General features: G+C 42.9%; 17 protein-coding genes and 1 riboswitch. Of the genes, 7 read left to right on the forward strand and 10 right to left on the reverse strand.

The window, feature by feature from the left end; all coding sequences use genetic code 11:
• Positions 1 to 112 precede the first annotated feature (112 nt).
• Positions 113 to 394, forward strand: coding sequence for a hypothetical protein (locus H513_RS0111060; RefSeq protein WP_026800809.1), 282 nt, complete (start codon positions 113 to 115; stop codon positions 392 to 394).
• A 35-nt stretch (positions 395 to 429) separates the two neighbouring features.
• Here the strand turns inward: H513_RS0111060 and H513_RS0111065 are convergent, their stop codons facing one another.
• A complete protein-coding gene (locus tag H513_RS0111065) occupies positions 430 to 1173 on the reverse strand; it encodes an SDR family NAD(P)-dependent oxidoreductase (protein ID WP_026800810.1) in 744 nt (247 codons plus the stop codon).
• 274 nt (positions 1174 to 1447) lie between these two features.
• On the opposite strand from H513_RS0111065, the gene sppA reads away from it, so the two are divergent.
• The 3 genes from sppA to H513_RS0111080 all read left to right on the forward strand — a co-directional run bounded on the left by sppA (position 1448) and on the right by H513_RS0111080 (position 4155).
• Positions 1448 to 2443, forward strand: a complete 996-nt coding sequence (gene sppA, locus H513_RS0111070) for a signal peptide peptidase SppA (RefSeq protein WP_026800811.1) — start codon at positions 1448 to 1450, stop codon at positions 2441 to 2443.
• Between the two features lie 13 nt (positions 2444 to 2456).
• Positions 2457 to 3002: an RDD family protein gene (locus H513_RS20090; RefSeq protein WP_051239911.1), complete on the forward strand. Its 546-nt coding sequence runs from the start codon at positions 2457 to 2459 to the stop codon at positions 3000 to 3002.
• A gap of 133 nt (positions 3003 to 3135) precedes the next feature.
• The gene (locus H513_RS0111080) at positions 3136 to 4155 is read left to right on the forward strand and encodes an LLM class flavin-dependent oxidoreductase (RefSeq protein WP_026800812.1); all 1020 of its coding nucleotides are present in this window, start codon (positions 3136 to 3138) and stop codon (positions 4153 to 4155) included.
• 40 nt (positions 4156 to 4195) lie between these two features.
• Here the strand turns inward: H513_RS0111080 and H513_RS0111085 are convergent, their stop codons facing one another.
• The 9 genes from H513_RS0111085 to H513_RS0111125 all read right to left on the reverse strand — a co-directional run bounded on the left by H513_RS0111085 (position 4196) and on the right by H513_RS0111125 (position 13467).
• Positions 4196 to 5326 (reverse strand): Ger(x)C family spore germination protein, encoded by a 1131-nt coding sequence (locus H513_RS0111085; RefSeq protein ID WP_026800813.1) that lies wholly within the window; start codon positions 5324 to 5326, stop codon positions 4196 to 4198.
• Positions 5323 to 6426, reverse strand: a complete 1104-nt coding sequence (locus tag H513_RS0111090) for a GerAB/ArcD/ProY family transporter (RefSeq protein ID WP_026800814.1) — start codon at positions 6424 to 6426, stop codon at positions 5323 to 5325. Before H513_RS0111090 ends, H513_RS0111085 begins: the two co-directional genes overlap by 4 nt.
• Positions 6413 to 7993 (reverse strand): spore germination protein, encoded by a 1581-nt coding sequence (locus H513_RS0111095; RefSeq protein WP_233422720.1) that lies wholly within the window; start codon positions 7991 to 7993, stop codon positions 6413 to 6415. Before H513_RS0111095 ends, H513_RS0111090 begins: the two co-directional genes overlap by 14 nt.
• Positions 7994 to 8038: 45 nt before the next feature.
• Positions 8039 to 8785 carry an ABC transporter ATP-binding protein gene (locus H513_RS0111100; RefSeq protein ID WP_026800816.1) on the reverse strand — a complete coding sequence of 249 codons (747 nt, stop codon included), beginning with the start codon at positions 8783 to 8785 and terminating at the stop codon, positions 8039 to 8041.
• Positions 8786 to 8787: 2 nt separating this feature from the next.
• The gene (locus H513_RS0111105; protein WP_026800817.1) at positions 8788 to 9786 is read right to left on the reverse strand and encodes an ABC transporter substrate-binding protein; all 999 of its coding nucleotides are present in this window, start codon (positions 9784 to 9786) and stop codon (positions 8788 to 8790) included.
• 29 nt (positions 9787 to 9815) lie between these two features.
• Positions 9816 to 10562 carry an ABC transporter permease gene (locus H513_RS0111110; RefSeq protein WP_026800818.1) on the reverse strand — a complete coding sequence of 249 codons (747 nt, stop codon included), beginning with the start codon at positions 10560 to 10562 and terminating at the stop codon, positions 9816 to 9818.
• Positions 10563 to 10564: 2 nt separating this feature from the next.
• Positions 10565 to 10855 (reverse strand): thiamine-binding protein, encoded by a 291-nt coding sequence (locus H513_RS0111115; protein WP_026800819.1) that lies wholly within the window; start codon positions 10853 to 10855, stop codon positions 10565 to 10567.
• A gap of 84 nt (positions 10856 to 10939) precedes the next feature.
• Positions 10940 to 11041: riboswitch (TPP riboswitch) on the reverse strand.
• Positions 11042 to 11093: 52 nt separating this feature from the next.
• A complete protein-coding gene (gene pabB / locus H513_RS0111120; RefSeq protein WP_026800820.1) occupies positions 11094 to 12863 on the reverse strand; it encodes an aminodeoxychorismate synthase component I in 1770 nt (589 codons plus the stop codon).
• Entirely contained in the window at positions 12847 to 13467 is a 621-nt protein-coding gene (locus tag H513_RS0111125) for an anthranilate synthase component II (RefSeq protein WP_026800821.1), read from the reverse strand. Before H513_RS0111125 ends, pabB begins: the two co-directional genes overlap by 17 nt.
• Positions 13468 to 13633: 166 nt before the next feature.
• Here H513_RS0111125 and H513_RS0111130 point away from each other — a divergent pair, with 166 nt between their 5' ends.
• The 3 genes from H513_RS0111130 (at position 13634) to H513_RS0111140 (ending at position 16640) form a co-directional block, all read left to right on the forward strand.
• Positions 13634 to 14782: a glycosyltransferase family 2 protein gene (locus H513_RS0111130; RefSeq protein ID WP_026800822.1), complete on the forward strand. Its 1149-nt coding sequence runs from the start codon at positions 13634 to 13636 to the stop codon at positions 14780 to 14782.
• A gap of 14 nt (positions 14783 to 14796) precedes the next feature.
• Positions 14797 to 15807 (forward strand): NADPH dehydrogenase NamA, encoded by a 1011-nt coding sequence (gene namA, locus H513_RS0111135; RefSeq protein ID WP_026800823.1) that lies wholly within the window; start codon positions 14797 to 14799, stop codon positions 15805 to 15807.
• Between the two features lie 68 nt (positions 15808 to 15875).
• Positions 15876 to 16640, forward strand: a complete 765-nt coding sequence (locus tag H513_RS0111140; protein WP_026800824.1) for a class I SAM-dependent methyltransferase — start codon at positions 15876 to 15878, stop codon at positions 16638 to 16640.
• The last annotated feature ends 42 nt before the right edge of the window (positions 16641 to 16682 follow it).

The following is a 16682-nucleotide window of genomic DNA, read 5'->3' on the forward strand; positions in this document are numbered from 1 at the left end:
CCTTATTCTTACGTAGTGGTTTAACCCTTTACGAAAACGAGAATTTACAGGTATAGGCCTTCATATCTATTCTAACGTACCTATTTACATAATTAGTAAAGGAGATCATGCTATGGAAAGTTTAGCAGAACGAACAGAACGTACTTATCGTTATGCCATTGTTTATTCAATACTTGTTGTTGTTTTCTATCTTATGAGTTGGTTCGGGCTCCCAGTTGTTAGCTTTCTAAGCTTCTGGATTGCGGCCATCCTAAGCCCCTTTGCCGTGTTAATGGGATTGTTGAGCACCCTGTTTAAGACAGAGCGGCTCATTCCTTACTTAACGCTTGGTGCCTCATTCGTCATTTTCGTAACGATTCTTGTTAGCATGGTTAAAGGTCTAGGAGCAGCGTAAAGAAAAGGCGTGAACCTTGTTCACGCCTTACTGCTTTATTTAAAGGATGCATAGCCATGGTCGGCCATAACCGTATTGCCGTTCATTGCGTTAGCTTCTTCCAAAGATACAAGGTAAATCGAGTCCGCTAATTGTTCTGGTGTCGTCAATTCTTCTCCAAGCACCTTCTTTTTCATTCCATCAATTAATCCGGCGTTTCGGTATCCATCTAATATTGGTGTATCGACAATACCAGGAGCTACGGCCACAACGCGAATCCCATGTGGCGCCAATTCAAGCGCTGCCGACTTCGTCATCATGTTCACCGCTCCCTTGGTCGCATGATAGGCGAATGTTTTCGGTGAGGCTAGGTATCCGTAAACCGATGAAATGTTAATGATAACCCCTTTGACATTTAGCCCCTTCATCTTCTGAGCGGCAAGCATAATCCCATACGCAACACCGTGTTGATTCACATCAATTACTTTATGATAATTCTCTAAGTTTGTCTCAAGGATTGAAGTTGGCATGCCAATCCCTGCATTGTTGACCATCACATCAACTGTTCCGAACTTTGTCACCGCTTCGTCTACAAGTCTTTCAACGTCTTCATAGTTAGAAACGTCTGTTTTCACGAAGTGAGTAGTGTACCCTTCTTCCTGTAGTTTAAGCGCTGTTTCTTGACCTAGTTCCGCGTTATAATCCCCAAGAACAACAGAATCCCCTTTGCTTGCAAATTTCCGTGCAGCTTCTTGCCCTATTCCACTTGCACTTCCTGTGATTATTACAACTCTACCCATTCTTCCTCTCCCCTTTTTTACATTTATGTACAAATTCTTACATCCATCATTATACGCTTTTTCCAATTCGGGGCAATCCTGTTTTCCGACTAAGATGGAGGATTAGGGAAAATGTAAAAAGGATGAAACAAAATTTGAAGTCAACCGTATGAATGGAATGAGAAGTGAAAAATCACTATCATTTCTATTTTTTTCTTCTTATAATTGGTAAGGGGATAGCAACATGTATCCCACACATGAAGACTGTACATATATAAAGGAGAGGACTGCCCTTATGAACAAGCGTATTATTGCGGTGGCTATAGCCGGTGCATTGCTTATTATTGCTGGATTAAGTGAAGCATTAAGTGCAACAAGGTCGAGTGGCGGCATCGCTGACACATCAAGAGAGATGTTAGCAGGTAACATGGCATCTCAGGAGAAGATCATCGAGCAAGGATCTGCGAATTCTCGGATTGCTCGGATTGAAGTGGATGGAGCGATTACGAGCGGTCAAGGCACTAGTCCACTTGGAAGTGTCGGATACAATCATGATAAGTTTCTAGAGAAACTAGAGCAAATTCAAGAAGACGACACCATTAAAGGAGTTCTTCTCTATGTGAATTCCCCAGGTGGAGGCGTGTTCGAGAGCGCTCAAATCCATGATAAATTGCAAGAAATGAAAGAAGACGGAAAGAAACTGTACGTGTCCATGGGTGGCATGGCGGCATCAGGAGGGTATTACATTTCTGCTCCTGCTGATGTGATCTATGCCTCAAATGAAACGTTGACGGGCTCTTTAGGTGTTATCATGCAAAGCATCAACTATAAAGAATTGGCTAATGAGTACGGCATTAAGTTCAACACAATAAAGAGCGGTGAATTCAAAGACATTATGAGTCCCGCGAAAGAGATGAGTGATGAAGACCGCGCTATCCTTCAAGAACTTGTGGATGAATCCTATCAAGGATTTGTAGATGTCATTAGTGAAGGACGCGGTATGTCGGAAGAGCAAGTACGTGAAATCGCAGATGGACGTATTTACAGCGGACAGCAAGCAATGGACAACGGACTTGTTGACGAAATTGGGTTTGAGGAAGATGCATTAAACGCATTGAAGAAGGCAATTGGCGGAAATCCTCAAGTCGTTGAGTATAAAACGAATGGCGGCAGCTTGTTTGGCTTTCCACTAGATATTCAAAGCTTCCTGCCTAACAGTGACGTGAAGTGGATTGAGCAACTTATACAACAGCGTCAAGGACCAACCTTGATGTACATGTATGCAGAGTAAAGGAGGGATTTCCATGGATACTGTTGAGCACACCAATCCAACATCAAATTTGAAGGAAGTCCTCTCTTCGAATCAAGACGCTATGTACCGCTTTTTGTACGCTGGTTTTCTAACGCGTTTCTTTGCGTACTTAATCGACTTACTTGTTGTGTACAGCATAAATGCAATTATTACGAGACCACTTCTAAGTGCATTTAACCTGACAGAAGCGAAGTTGTATATTGATTTATTAAGCGTAATGAACATCACCACATCGCTCGTATTCTTTCTGTACTTCATTCTCATGACTTTCTTCTTCCAAGCAACGCTTGGGAAGATGGCATTTGGTCTTAAGGTTGTCTCGTTGAAAGGGAACGCCTTAACGAAGTGGCAAATCGTCACGAGAGAATTATTTGGTCGTTACATTAGTATGGCAGCCGCCGGAATTCCTTATCTTGTCGTAGCCTTTACAAAGAAACACCAAGGCATTCATGACTTATTTGCTGATACGTCTGTATTAAAGGAATCTCTAAAGGATTTAAACGACGAACTTCATACCACTTTCAAGAAAGCAGAGTAGGAAAAAGGCGAGATTGTATTCTCGCCTTTTTTTCATGAGCATTCTCATTTACTGAAATTGACTGATGCTGATACGCTAGGTGAATAGAATCACCTTCCTAAACGTAAGGTGTACAAACTTTCAATGAAAGAAGATGAATGAACGTATGAATCATCCATTTACCATTCCAATCTCTGTATTAGATCTTGCTCCAATCATGTCAGGATCTACAATTGCAGACTCATTTCAGCGAACCATCCAATTAGCACAACACACTGAATCGTTAGGATATAACCGCTACTGGTTGGCAGAGCACCACAATATGCCGTTTATCGCAAGTTCTGCAACATCGGTCCTTATCGGGCATGTCGCTAGTCAAACGTCTACCATTAAAGTTGGTTCAGGTGGAATCATGCTCCCTAACCACGCACCTCTCGTTATTGCCGAGCACTTTGGTACACTTGAAACGCTTTATCCAGGTCGAATTGATCTCGGTTTAGGCCGAGCTCCTGGTACCGATCAAAAAACGGCTCAGGCTCTGCGTCGTGCGAATGGAAGTACAGGAGATGATTTCCCAGACCTTCTGGAGGAATTACGAGGGTACTTTAATCCTGAGTTAACACCAAACCAAACCATTCGCGCTGTACCTGGTGAAGGGCTCAACATCCCAGTCTGGTTGCTTGGCTCCAGTGGCTTTAGCGCACAGCTAGCGGGCTCACTCGGACTTCCATTCTCATTCGCGAGTCATTTCTCGCCAAATAATACACTAGGCGCCCTTGATTTATATCGGAACTCTTTCCAACCTTCGGATTCAATGGAAGAGCCCTATGCAATGCTTGGTGTTAATGTGATTGCTGCTGATACAGATGAAGAAGCCGAGCGATTGGCTACTACATTGAAGCAACAGTTTATCAATCTAATTCGTGGGAAAGAAGCACCGCTTCAACCACCGGTAGACGATATGAATGACATTTGGACACCACGGGAGAAAGCAGCTCTTGACCAGCAGCTTGGCGCATCCATTATTGGTAGTAAAGAGACGGTTAAGCGCAAGCTACATCAATTTATCCAACAAACAGAGGCAGACGAGTTGATGGTGATTTCTCAAATTTATGACCATTCCGCACGTCTCTATTCTTATCAACTAGTATCTGAAATCTTTAATGAAGAGTAAATATGAAGAGGCAAGTCCACCAAGGACTTGCCTCTTTTCGTTAGTTAATGATCCCATGTTGATTCATTTTTACGTTGAATTCTACACTTAACTCAATATTAGGATAAACATCTTTCCATTTCATTTGCTTCCATATTTCAGGGTGGTAAGCCTTAATTTGTCTTCCTATTCCGAAATAGTCACAATTCGCTTCTTGGATAATCTTTAATATTTCTTGTCCATCTTCTGTCAATATCTCTGAATATTCCTTACTTAACCGTTTCACTTTCTCTACGTTGTCTAAATTATCTTCCGGAAACTCAATTACTTTTGCAGTTAAATCTGTCGTAATCTTTACTTTAATGTCCTCAGGTGAAGTTGCATCAATTTTGGTTTTAGAGTCTGCATCAATCACATTAACGCTTAAATAGTTCTTCAACTTATCTTCATGTCGGTCCGTAACTTTCTTTGTCATCGTAGCGTCGACACCTTTCTTATTGTTCATAAGTAAGAGCATCAAAGTTTGTTCTACGTCTAAGTCTACACCCGAATATTTATTCTCATTAAACAAGCCTAACCCTTTGTAATCTAGAAGGTTCTCTTCATAATTAACGGTCATGACAGGTAATCCAAAGTCTTGCCCCGGCTCAAGTAATTCAGCGCAAATTAACTGGATATTCTCTTTAGGTGCATAAGTGGATTTGATCATTCCTTTCAGTAAGCCATTTACGTAGGAATTAATCCTTGGTTCATTATCCACTTGCAGGGACAATACGTCTCCCGCCTCCCCATCAATCATGGCCAGTTTAGAGTTCAAATTACTTTTCGGGTCACGGTAGAACACATCTAATATCGGGTATAAATCCTGTTCAACAAGCTCTTTCCCGACTAGAATGACTTCAAGTTTAGAAGCGTCAAACGTCTTTGAAATTTCTTGGTTAATGTTAGACCTTGTCTCTCGAGGGGTTCGGCCTGTTGCAGATGCTACCTCACTTAGTTCTTTAGAAGACCCCTCTGTTCCCCGAGCTACTGTAGGAATGGCTACCGTCGCTCGAAGTAACTCATCATCTGTCTTATCGAACGCAGTAATCAGCACAAGCTTCAAATCCTTAAATTGCCGTTGATCCCAACAACCCGTTAGCAATACAAAGCAGAATAATACAAGTAATCCTTTAGAACGCCACAGCCTCATTGCATACCACTCCTGTCTCGTTTACGAAGAATAAGAGAGAGAATTAACAGAATGACGGGTGTTCCAACCGAGAATATATAGCTCAAGATGGACACATAGTCGCTAAATGCTAAGATTACCCCTTCTTCTCCCCTAGGAAAGGTTGAAATCGCAAAGGATATCGCTCCTGCAACCACAACAAAGGGGCCATGTGATTGTTTACGTAGCGCGTCTTTCATCCCGATTCCTGCCATATATATAAATACCGTAATGGAGGTTGCAACAGACACCATCCATGTTGAAATAAAGAACAAGTCAATCCTCGATATAAACGGCAACTCAAATGCTTTCAGTAGGAACAAGATAGGTTCTGATACAAGGGGAATTTCATCCGTACTAAAGAACGTGTACACAATCAAAACGGAAATTAAGTAAAACCCGACCACAAAAGCGTTTGCCAATGACAGCGTCAATAGCTTACTTTTATGAGAGCCTTTCGTATAAGGGTAAGCAAAGAACAGCACAACAAACCCGAGCATGGAAATGATGGCGTCAGTTGAAGCAATCAATATGGGTTTTATCCCCTCATGAAACATCGGGAACAAATACACGATTTTCAAGTCTTGAACCGTAATAACGAGAGTTAATAAGAGTAGGACGAGTAGCGCAGACACGAACGTGCATACACGTGCGATCACTTGGATGGGTTCATACGCAAGGTAAAGGCAGATAAGTAGCATGATCCCTGACACCACCCAAGGAGGCGTGTTGGTTAATATCCATAGATTGATGAGCCTGCTAAATAGGAGTAAGATTAACGCCACAACAATGGAAAAGTAGATAATAAATAGCCATTTAACAAAGCTTCCAATTACTTTCCCAAGGATCTTCTCTATGATCTGAAAGAATTGATCATTAGGAAATCGCTTCGCAAGCCACCAATACAGGACGAATAACACTTGCATAATGAGGCCGCCTATAATTAATGCAATCCATCCATCTTGTTTCGCTGTTTCGTGTAAGTCGTAAGGAAGCGATAAGACACCAATGCCTATCTGCGCTTGCACAATTAGAAAGAATAGCTGTCTCCTTGAGAGTACACTTTGATTACTTTCGTCCACGCTTCCTCCACCCCCTTGAGTCCCCGCCCGTACTCATTTTCTGTGGGTGGGCATCTTTGGGTCTCGTTCTCATCATATTAATAGGGAACCGCAGAAAGGTATCTTTTAAATCTTTGATGCGCAGTGGAGTCATGGGTGCGAAATAAGGAGTGCCGAAAGACTGTAGCTTTGTTAAATGAATTAATAATAACAACAACAAGAACACAATCCCTACAAATCCTAACGTGCCAGCAGCTAATATAAACGGAAACGTTAAGATCCGAAGCGTGATACTTAGTTCATTTGAAGGGACAACAAAGGAAGCAATTGCGGTTAATGCAATGACAATGACCATGATATTTGAAATGAGCCCTGCTTTAACTACCGCATCTCCAATGACCAATCCCCCTACAATCCCAATCGTCTGCCCGACTGGCGATGGCAACCGGATCCCTGCTTCTCGTATAAGTTCAATAATAACTACCATCATCAACGCCTCTATGAGTGGAGGGAACGGGATGTCATTAATTGAACTCTTAATTGGAATAATCAAGCTGTCTGGGATGACTTCGAAATGGTAGGATACAACGGCAATATAGAATGCTGGTAGTCCAATTGCGATAATAAAACTCGCAAGTCGAATCATCCGAATAAATGAACCCGCATACCACCGGGAGTTGTAATCTTCTGGCGCTTGATAGAAGCTAAAAAACGTCACGGGTACAACTAATGCCGTTGGACTTCCATCCGCCATAATGGAGATTCTGCCATCCATAATGTTGGCCGTTACTCGGTCTGGACGCTCTGTTGAGAGCATCTGAGGGAAAGGTGACATGGTGCTATCATCTAGATATTCTTCTAAGAAACCAGGGCTTAAAATCATATCTGCTTGTATGGCTCTTAAACGTCGGTCTACTTCATCTACAATGCTCGGGTCCGCAATGTCTTTCATGTACATGACTGCAATCTTAGTGTTTGTCTTCTTACCAAGCTGGTAGTAACGGACTACAAGATTATGGTTCTGAATACGTTTTCGAATCTGATTTATATTTACGGAAAGCTGTTCAACCAATCCATCATGTGGGCCTCGCACAACCTTCTCAATGTCTGGCTCACTCGCGTCTCGGTTAAAGACGGAATCCACATTGAAGGTGATGACTTCGGATGACCCTTCTTTCAAATATACCGCTTGCCCTTGTAGAAGGTCCCTTACGACCTGATTTAGATTCCCAGTAGTAATCGCCCAAGGTAAGGTTTCAATATGTACGTGCTCTCCTTCCGTAAGCGGTGAGAAAATACGGTTTTGCATTTTCTCAAGATCTACAAGTGTTTCATAATAGAGAAGAACAGCTTTCTCCTGTTCAAAAATCCGCATCCGCAAATCATCAGTCTTATTCAATTCATCGATTAGGTATTGTACGTTTTTCTCTACTGATTTGGCCACTTTCTTCATCGGAATGGAGGATTCATCATCTTCCTCCACGCTTGATTCAATGGGCAACAACCGTTTAATGAAAGACACAACGCTCACCTCCATACAGACTACATTTACTGCATAGTTTGTTTGGTCGTAATCGGAATTATGCATAAAGAAAGCCCTTGCTTGTAATTCAAGCAAGGGCCGTTCATTTATTTATCCATGCAAGTACTCTGTTATTTGTTTCTTCAACCTGCTAAATGACTCCTCATAAAGCACTTCTCTATTCCTAGGACGTGCATAAGGAACGCGCACTTCCTCTATAATGGTTCCAGGACGGCTACTCATGACATAAATACGGTCAGATAACAGAATAGCTTCTTCAATGTCATGCGTGATGAGAAGGAGAGACGCTTGTAGTTCTTCATAGGTCTGTAATAACCACTGTTGCAATTGACTGCGCGTCAATGCGTCTAATCTTCCAAATGGCTCATCTAATAATAAGAGCGGATAAGCTGGCAGGACAGCTCGCAAGAAGTTTGCCCTTTGCCTCATTCCACCAGATAATGCTCTTGGATACTGATATTGAAATCCTTCTAGTCCGAACTTCTCGAAATAAGGATTGGCACGTTCTTTTGCTTCTTTCCTGTTAAGTCCATTTATCTCTAACGGAAGGATTACATTATCAAGAATCGTTCTCCAAGGGAAGAGAACATCTTGTTGCGGCATGTATCCAAATTCCCCTGTACGGTTCACAATGGATTGGTCACGAAAGATGACATCCCCCTCATCTGGGTCGATTAGCCCTGCAATTGTATTCAAGAGCGTACTCTTGCCACACCCACTCGGTCCGATAATGGAGACAAATTCCCTCTCCCCTATGGATAAAGAGCAGTCCTTAAGGGCGTCTGTGGCTGAATACTTAAATTGAAACGATTTACTGATTCGACTGACATGTAACACGCTTAATCTCCCTCAGGTAAGAATTCATTTGTAAATGCAGACTCAGCATCGAAGGAGGATTGGATTAAACCTTGTTCCTTCATCCAATTCCCGTAATCTTCCCACCGGTCAACCTCTTGAATTCCCCACTGAGATGCATCCTCTTGATACCGAGGACTCAACCACTCTTGACTCTCATACACCAACTCTTCATTCAATTCAGGGTTCGCCTCAATCAACATCGATGCTGCTTCTTCTGGGTTTTGAATCGCATCCTCATACCCTTTCGTAACAGCATGCATGAAAGCTTCAGCGACGTCCGGCTTGTCTTTCATCAATGACTCGCTTGTTGTTAAGAGTGGCGTATAGTAGTCTAGCGCAGGGTGAAGGTCTCTAACCCTCTGTAGATTTAGTTCTTTCCCTCTGCGTTCTGCTTCAACACCGTCCCACCCATAGTAGATCCACATAAAGTCAGCATCCCGACCTATTGCTTTAAAGAAGTCCGTTGCTCCGACATTTATGTTCTCTACAGACGAATAATCCGCTCCAGCTTGTTTCATGACAGCTTGAAGCATCGCCTCTTCAACAGGAGAGCCCCATCCTCCGTAACGCTTTCCTTCAAAGTCTTTCACAGAATGAATGTCTGTTTCTTCAAGAGATGCGAACATAGACGTATTGTGCTGAAGGATTGCTCCGATTGAAACGAGAGGAATCCCTTGATCCCTCGCTTGAGTAACCCCTTCTTGGTATCCAACGCCAAAGTCAATTTCTCCACTTGCTACCATTGAATTTACGTTAGCATTCTCACCTGGTTGCAAGATTTCTACATCTAATCCCTCTTCTTCAAAGTAACCCTTTTCTTTGGCTACGTATAAACCGGTGTGATTCGTATTTGGGAACCAATCGAGCATGACCTTAACACTCGTTTGCTCTTCTCCCTCTTCTGTACTCTTTGAGGAAGATTCGCTACAAGCCCCTAACAAAAACACTAAACTACTCACGACTAGGATCCATTTCTTCATGATGTAACTCCTTTATTGAGTTGGGGAACTCAACGATTCCAAGGCATAAGTAGGTATGAGAAAGCGACTACGAGTCCAACCATGGCTAAACTCAGCGTAACAATGACTAAGATAATGGCAAAGAACAAATCAGTCGCAAACGATTGGGAGGCTCGGACAAGCTGGAGTCCGAGACCCTCACTCCCACCTAGCCATTCTCCGATTACCGCCCCCATTACGCTATAGGTTGCCGCTATCTTTAACCCAGTAAAGAAGTAAGGAAGCGATGACGGAAGTTCTAGCTTCAAGAAGCGTTTCCATTTCCCTGCCCCCATCGCGTCCATTAGCTTACGCATATCTTCATCGGTTTCCTGAAAGCCAGTTAGCAAGTTCACTGCAATCGGAAAGAAACAGACTAAAGCTACAACAAGCACCTTTGGTAAAACTCCATACCCAAACCAAATGAGGAACAATGGAGCAAGCGCAATAATAGGAACTGTTTGAGAGGTAATGAGCAGCGGATAGAGCGCCCGCTTCACCCAATGAGATAGATTCATAGAAAGGGCAACCACCAAGGCTGTCATCACCGCCAATCCTAACCCTAACAACGTAATCCGAATCGTAGGCCAACTGTTGCTCCAGATAATACCCCGATTCTCCCAGAAGGCTACGCCAATTTCACTCGGTGCAGGTAAAATCCAGTTGGGTACACCTGTCCACTTGACCATCCATTGCCATAAGACTAATGCAACAAGAACGGTCATAATAGGTAATCCTTTGTACAGATATTTCGTCATCGTTAGCGATATTTCGACACTTTCTCATTCATGCTTACATCATTTCCCGGGCTATTCTGAACCTTAATATAGGTCATGACATCAGATGCTCCTCTATCAATACAAGCCTGTTGCGCCTTCTTTACGATTTCAAGTAGTTCATCCATTTCGCCTTCCATGACTGTTTCTAACGGGCCTACTTCGTACGTAACACCCGATTCATGCACCACTTTAATTGCCTCATCAACTAACGCATGGATGTCTTTGCCATCCGCACGTGGAATCACTTGAAAACCTACGTTTACATTCGACATTCATACTCCTCCTTCCAATTAAAAAAGGCTACCTCCATGGGGTAGCCTTCGACAGTTGGACATGTTAATGATCTACGTGTGTATACACGTATCCCGTTCACTCCCTACGCTGGCATTACCCAGATCAGGTTCATGGGTCGATATCTCATATCCTCTCAGCCGTATTTGGCTCCCCAACCTCTATATTTTGTACATTAGATACTATAACAGGAAGGTTTTTCTTTGTAAACGATTTCTCTTACTGAGGTGTGCTTTCACCACTGAGGGACACCTTCACCCATCCTCTTACAGCGTTAATCATCCAAATGGAATCAGCTTGTTCTAACATCGTCACGTAGAGTGTCTTCTCTTCAATTGTTCCTTCGTCGAGTAGCTTCTTCCGATAAACCCCTCCTAGCAATCCAGACTGGATCGGGGGCGTATAGTAATGGCCATCAATCTGAAGTACAACATTCCCAATCGTAAATTCTGTAATCTCGTGACGTTCGTTCCAAAGTAGAACAGAAAATGCATCTGAAGGAGCATTTTCCTTATGCACATTGTACACGTGACGGTATGTGGTCTTGTGATAGAGAAACGGGTCATTTGATGGGACTGGAAATTTAGCTCGTGCACACTTGGCGTTTGTTATTTCCGCTTTAATCTCCTCTGCTTCGACATGAAACTCCCCTTCTCGACTAAGTGTAAGTCGAATCTTGTAGGGTCCTGAACCCAGCTGTTGACTGAACTGAGTTAATGCCTCAATGAACTTCTCACTTTGAAACGGGTAGCCGAAATAACGAGCCGAATCTTCCATGCGTTGCATATGAAGATGAATATGCTGATACACCCCTCCATCCCATCTGATGGATTCAAGAATGCGGAAGTCAGGCCTTTGCTCTGAAAGTAGTTTAGCTTTCGTATACAATTCTTCGTATTCACCGTGTGAAGTCGATTCCCAAGTGATTCCTCCTCCACTCCCATATTCAGCGATCCCAGTTGTTGAATCTATCAACACCGTCCGGATTGGCACATTAAAGATTGCTTCTCTTTCCGGAGTAATAAATCCTATCGCGCCACAGTACACCTGTCTTTTGCTCTCTTCTAAAGAAGCAATGTACTCCATCGTCTTTACTTTAGGCGCACCAGTGATAGAACCACAAGGAAATAAGTTCTTAAACAGTTGATAGAGCTCTATGTCCGGGTCAATGGTGCCTGTAATGGTCGACGTCATTTGGTGGACGGTAGGGTACGTTTCAACAGAGAATAACTTCGGAACTTTGACACTTCCAGGTGTAGCCATACGGCCCACATCATTTCGTAATAAGTCGACAATCATCAAATTCTCAGAGCGGTTCTTCTCGGAATGGTAGAGCTCGTCTTTCAATCTGTTGTCCTCTTGTAGAGTTGTTCCTCTCTTTATGGTGCCTTTCATCGGCTTTGTTACAAGTTGATCTCCATACTTATGGAAGAAGAGTTCAGGTGATGCTGAGAGGACTTGATAGCTTCCAAGGTCGAGATAAGCAGAGTAAGACGCTTGTTGATTCGCATGAAGCTGTTGAAAGAATGCACGTGCATTTCCTTTAAATAAGGTACGAAGTCTTGTCGTATAGTTTAGCTGATATGTATCTCCAGCTTCTATTGCCTGTTTTACTTTTTGGATGCGGTCGTTATAGCTTTCATAGTCGACATCTATTGACCAATCTTTCACTTCATACGACGCAGTCTCATCCATTGACAGTCTTTCATGAACAGGTTCATTGAAGATTCCGAACCACATCAAGGGAGCACTTCCTTCTTCCTGTTGATTAACTTGAAATGCATGATCGAAAGCAGGAGCAGCTTCATATGCAACATAGCCAGCTGCATAGTACCCGTCTACTACATATTGTTCAATCCTAGTAAACGCTGCTTCAATATCATGTACTTTCTTCACTTCTATGACAGCGACAGGGTTTTGAAACTGCCGTGGGATGAGATTTCCTTCCTTATCAGCAAATTCAAAGTAAAGTTCAGGATTGCTTGGCATGTTCTAAGCCTCCTCGTGTTTCCTCAGTCCACACGTAAGTCTGAAAAAAGTTCTGGAGCATCTGTAAGCCATGCTCCGTTAGTATGGATTCAGGATGAAACTGAATTCCCTCAATTGCGTCGTGGTGATGACGAATCCCCATAATGACCCCCTCTTCATCACGCGCGGTTACCATAAGGCAATCTGGTAAGGTAGAAACATTTCCGACAAGAGAATGATAGCGTGTTACTTTGGTTGGGGTTGGAATGTCTTGAAATACGGTTTCCCCGTCATGTAGAATGTTTGTTACTTTCCCGTGCATGGGTCGCTTTCCCTTATGCACTTGTCCACCAAATGTCTCTATAATAAGCTGATGTCCGAGGCAGATTCCAAGTATGGGAACGGTCCCTTTAAAGTGTTCCAACGCTGCTTGGCAAATTCCAGATTGGGATGGTCGCCCTGGTCCTGGCGACAAGATAATCGCCGATGGTCTTAACTCCTCAAGCTCTTGGACCGTAATCTCGTCATTACGTACGACTCGGACACATTCATCTACGTTTAATAGTGATAGATATTGGTATAGGTTATATGTAAAGGAATCATAGTTATCAATCATTACAATCATTGTTGCCACCACTTTGCTGTTAGAATCATTCCTATTATAGTGGGTAAACAAAAGGGAAACAACTTTGTATGTTTCCAATTTTGTGTAAGCAGACTATTTCATGCAAACACATGGATTGTGCTACCGTTAGCATAGGCCAAATTATGAATAAAGCGAGGGTATACCCATGACTATGCTGATACTCGTCATTGCACTCTTTTGGTTCGTCGTCCTAATCGATGCATGTATTGGCTTACCTTCCATACAGGCGATAAAGACGGACACAACAAATAAAGATCTAGAGGCAACGGAGCGTATTAGTGTCGTTGTCGCAGCGAAAGATGAAGCCTTATCCATTCGTGAAACACTCATCTCACTCGTTGATCAATCCTATTCGAATTTGGAGATTATTGTTGTAAATGATCGTTCCGATGATGAGACAGAGCTGATTATTCAAGATTTATGTCGTCACTTCCCAAGCATCCATTCCATTCATATCACGGAGTTACCAGAAGGATGGATTGGTAAGAACCACGCTTTACATGTGGGAAGCCAAGCAGCAACTGGAGACGTTCTTGTCTTTATAGATGCTGATGTTCGCTTAAACTCACGAACGATTGAAATGGCTCGCGATCACCTAAATAATCAACAGGTCGACCATCTGACCCTCTCTCCTGATTTAACAGGGAAAGGGGTTTGGCTTCGAGGATTTATTGCTTATTTTCTATTCGGGTTTAGCTATTTCAAGCGACCTTGGACTGCCAATCAAGACGACTCTCGAAAAGGCGGGATGGGTATTGGTGCTTTCCAGATGATTCGGCGAGATACCTATTATGCCATAGGGACTCATGCTGCCTTTCCTACACAGCCTGATGATGATTTGAAGCTCGGTCAATATGTTAAGAAAGCTGGGTTTAAACAAAGACTTGTTACAGGCAAATCTCATCTTTCTGTAGAATGGTATGCTACTCTTAAAGAAGCTCTTGTTGGGCTTGAGAAGAATACATTTGCAGGGCTACATTATTCTATACTGCTGAGTTTCTTCGCAATTATTGGCACACTTCTATCCCAGACGTTCCCTTATGTCACTTTACTTACATATGAAGGACTGCCTCAGCTATTCTCAGCATTGGCGATTCTATTTATGACTCTCCATTTCATAATCGTGACACGCAAATTTACGACGTTCTCACCAGCATATGCTTTCTTGTTGCCCTTACTTTCTATCTTATTTGCCTATTCTATCGCAAGAGCTGTTTACTTAACGTATAAACGTGGCGGCATTCATTGGAGAGGAACTTTCTATTCCATTAACACGCTGAAACGAAAAGACTGAGGAGGAATTAACGAATGAACGCATTGTTCTCACCTATAACATTCAATAAAGTCACACTAAAGAATCGAATCGTCATGTCACCGATGTGCATGTACTCAGCAGAAGATGACGGCTTAGTTGCACCTTTTCACCTTGCCCACTATGAGAGCCGTGCGGCCGGTCAAGCTGGAATGGTGATGATTGAGGCCACTGCCGTTCTTCCTGAAGGACGTATTTCGCACAACGACCTTGGGATTTGGAGCGATGATCATATTAATGGACTGCAACAAATTAACGAGGGTATTCATCGTCACGGCGCTCGTAGCGCAGTGCAATTGGCACACGCAGGAAGAAAAGCTAATTTAGAAAATGAGATTTTCGCTCCTAGTTCCCTTCCATTTAATGAGGACTATAAGACACCAACTGAGATGTCAAAGGACGATATTAATCGTGCCATTGAAGCCTTTGCAGAAGGAGCTCGACGTGCAAAGGCTGCCCATTTCGATGTCATTGAACTACATGGAGCGCATGGCTACCTAATTAATCAGTTCTTATCCCCTCTTACGAACAAGCGTAACGACGAATACGGAGGAAATCCGGAGAATCGATTCCGCTTTCTAGAGGAAATCATCACACGCGTACATGAAACATGGGATGGTCCAATCTTTGTCCGTATCTCAGCAGATGAGTACGACGAAGCAGGAAACACAATGGACGACTTTATTTACTTCTCAAGAAAGATGAAGGAACTTGGTGTTGACCTCATCGACTGTAGTACAGGCGGAGTCGTTCCTGTTCGACCGGAAGCATATCCTGGTTATCAAGTGCGTCATGCAGAAACCATCCGCCAAGAAGCTTCCATTCAGACTGGCGCCGTTGGGCTCATTACAACAGGTATTCAAGCAGAAGAAATAGTTCGGAACGAACGCGCTGATCTTGTGTTCATCGCACGTGCCATGCTTAGAAATCCTTATTGGGCGAAAGCTGCTGCTGATGAATTAGGGTATTCGTTAGAAGCACCACGTCAGTATGCACGTGGATGGTAAGAACGAAATGTGAAGTTTCCTCCTAAAGGAAGCTTCTTTTTTCAATCGGAAATGGAGGCGGGCAATACATGAGCAATGGAAACCTTTATCCGAACACAGCTTCTTTCTACGACTTAGATAACCCGCTGTCACAGGAAGAACTTGCTTATTATGTAAATAGAATTGGTGAAGAGCGTCAGGTACTTGAATTGGGATGTGGTACAGGACGGCTCACAATCCCACTGGCTGAAAGGGGCCATGATGTCACAGCAATCGACTTATCCCCACAGATGATATCTATACTGAGAAGCAAACTAAGGGATGAAGCCATTACCCCTATACAAGCGAATATGACTTCCTTCACCTTAAATAAAGCCTATGACGTGATTCTTGTCTCGGGGTTTACTTTCCATGCTTTAATTACCTATGAAGAGCAAATTGCATGTTTACAACAGATACACGCCCATTTAACCCCTAATGGTCTTGTTCTGATTGTCTTATTCCAACCAACCGAATCTGTAAAGACAGAACAGCTTGGGGTTCCAACGCGACTTTGGGAAGTCGTTGATTTACATACTGGAAGGACTGTGCAGAAGTACAATCTTGGAAAACAAGTCGACTTACATAAACAACTTCTCACTCCCTCCTACGCCTATGATGTGTTAGATGGTGAGAATCGCCTATCCCGACATGAAGAGCATTTAACGTTACGCTATTTCGAGTTTAATGAGGTTCAAAGCCTGTTAGATCAGGCTGGATTACACATTGTGAGAACTGATTATTCTTTTAGTGATTCGCGAGACCATGAACACAATTATTGGATTATTAATGCCAGAAGAATTGAACGTGTATGACGAAATGCAACAAACTTAACCATTGCACTATGGTGAATAAGG

The sequence above is a fragment of the Pontibacillus halophilus JSM 076056 = DSM 19796 genome (assembly GCF_000425205.1).
Classification (GTDB): Bacteria; Bacillota; Bacilli; order Bacillales; family BH030062; genus Pontibacillus_A; species Pontibacillus_A halophilus.

What these genes read in the sequence shown, in the direction of transcription:
- pabB (WP_026800820.1), bottom strand. Translation starts at nt 12,863, where the DNA reads ATGCCAAGCAATCCTGAACTTTACTTTGAATTTGCTGATAAGGAAGGA.
- H513_RS0111125 (WP_026800821.1), bottom strand. Translation starts at nt 13,467, where the DNA reads ATGATTGTAATGATTGATAACTATGATTCCTTTACATATAACCTATAC.
- H513_RS0111085 (WP_026800813.1), bottom strand. Translation starts at nt 5,326, where the DNA reads ATGAGGCTGTGGCGTTCTAAAGGATTACTTGTATTATTCTGCTTTGTA.
- H513_RS20090 (WP_051239911.1), top strand. Translation starts at nt 2,457, where the DNA reads ATGGATACTGTTGAGCACACCAATCCAACATCAAATTTGAAGGAAGTC.
- H513_RS0111105 (WP_026800817.1), bottom strand. Translation starts at nt 9,786, where the DNA reads ATGAAGAAATGGATCCTAGTCGTGAGTAGTTTAGTGTTTTTGTTAGGG.
- H513_RS0111080 (WP_026800812.1), top strand. Translation starts at nt 3,136, where the DNA reads ATGAATGAACGTATGAATCATCCATTTACCATTCCAATCTCTGTATTA.
- H513_RS0111130 (WP_026800822.1), top strand. Translation starts at nt 13,634, where the DNA reads ATGACTATGCTGATACTCGTCATTGCACTCTTTTGGTTCGTCGTCCTA.
- H513_RS0111110 (WP_026800818.1), bottom strand. Translation starts at nt 10,562, where the DNA reads ATGACGAAATATCTGTACAAAGGATTACCTATTATGACCGTTCTTGTT.
- H513_RS0111115 (WP_026800819.1), bottom strand. Translation starts at nt 10,855, where the DNA reads ATGTCGAATGTAAACGTAGGTTTTCAAGTGATTCCACGTGCGGATGGC.
- sppA (WP_026800811.1), top strand. Translation starts at nt 1,448, where the DNA reads ATGAACAAGCGTATTATTGCGGTGGCTATAGCCGGTGCATTGCTTATT.
- namA (WP_026800823.1), top strand. Translation starts at nt 14,797, where the DNA reads ATGAACGCATTGTTCTCACCTATAACATTCAATAAAGTCACACTAAAG.
- H513_RS0111065 (WP_026800810.1), bottom strand. Translation starts at nt 1,173, where the DNA reads ATGGGTAGAGTTGTAATAATCACAGGAAGTGCAAGTGGAATAGGGCAA.
- H513_RS0111060 (WP_026800809.1), top strand. Translation starts at nt 113, where the DNA reads ATGGAAAGTTTAGCAGAACGAACAGAACGTACTTATCGTTATGCCATT.
- H513_RS0111095 (WP_233422720.1), bottom strand. Translation starts at nt 7,993, where the DNA reads ATGCATAATTCCGATTACGACCAAACAAACTATGCAGTAAATGTAGTC.
- H513_RS0111140 (WP_026800824.1), top strand. Translation starts at nt 15,876, where the DNA reads ATGAGCAATGGAAACCTTTATCCGAACACAGCTTCTTTCTACGACTTA.